The sequence below is a fragment of the Roseibium sp. RKSG952 genome (assembly GCF_009711355.1).
This window is the reverse complement of sequence record NZ_SMMF01000487.1, coordinates 1-1,260: the sequence shown is the minus strand read 5'-3', so window position 1 is coordinate 1,260 and position 1,260 is coordinate 1. Positions and strand designations below refer to the sequence as shown.

The window sequence follows — 1,260 nt, the reverse complement described above, 5'->3', positions numbered from 1 at the left end:
CGACCATGTTGCACCTCACGTCTGAATTCACCCAGGCAGAAAAAGCTATCTGACTATGTTGGGGTAATGGGAAGGCTGATATTTCTATACGTTATTTTGTCGCTTGATGATAAAATTATCATTGTCAAACCAAGGTATTGGGATGTTGTATCAACGGCGGAGCAAAATCAGGCCACTGGGCGGCGTAAAAGTCGGCCACTTGCGGCGCAGGCATGAGATCTCCGGGAGGGCGTAGGCCGAGCGGTGGTCTCATGCGTGCGCCACAAATTTTCGGGTAGGTCAGCCCGCCTTTCGAGCGCGGCTTTGGGCGAGGCGGAAGCTGTCGCCGTTCATCTCGAGGATATTGACGTGGTGGGTGACGCGGTCGAGCCGCGCGCCGGTCAGACGCTCGGATCCCAGGGTTTCCGTCCATTCGTCAAAGGGAAGATTGCTGGTGATCAGGCTCGCGCCGCGTTCGTAGCGTTGCGAGATCAGTTCGAACAGCAATTCCGCCCCGGTCTTTGACAGTGGCACGAAGCCGAGTTCGTCGATGATCAGCAGCTTGCAGGCGGCCATCTCCCTTTCCGCAAGACGGGCGAGGTATCCGGTATGATCCACGCCCTCGGTGGCGCATTGCCGGGCCAGCTTCTGATATTCCCGCAGGAAGGTCGGCAGCTTGAGGGTTTTGAGATGATGGGAAAGCAGGATCCCAGGAGGTGTATCTGGCGTTTCGGTGTTCATGCCGCAGCGTCCTCCGCTTCAGCGCCTCTGAGCAGGTGCATATAGGCCTTCGCCGAGGTCTTCTCGACGGTCGCCCTCGGCAGGTAGGGATAGATGGACAGGTCCAGCCTCGGCGGCCGGCGTTCCACCCGGCACAGGATCAGATGCTTGACGGCGTCGAAACCGATCGCGCCAAGCTGGAGGGCCTGCTTCACCGCTGCATGCAGATCGGCAAGCTCGAAGCTTTCCATGAGACGCAGCACCTGCACGTATTCCCGCCGGCCGTGCTTGCCCATTCTCGCTTCCATCAGGCGGCGCAACGTGGCGAAGTCTTGCGGCAGGTCCCAGCCCTGGAGCGGGGCGGCCTGATCCAGAGAATTGATCTTCCGCTCGATCAGCGGCAGGTAATGCAGCGGGTCGAAGACGACATCTTCGCGTTCCCAACACCGGGAATGGCGGGCGATGATCTCACCGCGGCAGCCGATCACCACCTCGTCGACGTAGCCTCGGACCCAAACGTCTTGATGGCCGTAGGCGACGGGAACCGAATAGTCGTTGGTC

2 protein-coding genes and 1 pseudogene are annotated in these 1,260 nt (G+C 59.7%); 1 reads left to right on the top strand and 2 read right to left on the bottom strand.

What is annotated here, in order from left to right; translation table 11 throughout:
• Nucleotides 1-216: hypothetical protein (locus E1297_RS49600; RefSeq protein WP_209015581.1), on the top strand; the 216-nt coding region annotated here is incomplete at its 5' end.
• A gap of 63 nt (nt 217-279) precedes the next feature.
• Here E1297_RS49600 and E1297_RS01720 read toward each other — a convergent pair.
• A complete protein-coding gene (locus tag E1297_RS01720) occupies nt 280-720 on the bottom strand; it encodes an ATP-binding protein (protein WP_155133101.1) in 441 nt (146 codons plus the stop codon).
• Nucleotides 717-1,260: pseudogene (locus tag E1297_RS01715) on the bottom strand (IS21 family transposase); the annotation flags it as partial. The gene E1297_RS01720 and the pseudogene E1297_RS01715, both read right to left, overlap by 4 nt.

What these genes read in the sequence shown, in the direction of transcription:
- E1297_RS01720 (WP_155133101.1), bottom strand. Translation starts at nt 720, where the DNA reads ATGAACACCGAAACGCCAGATACACCTCCTGGGATCCTGCTTTCCCAT.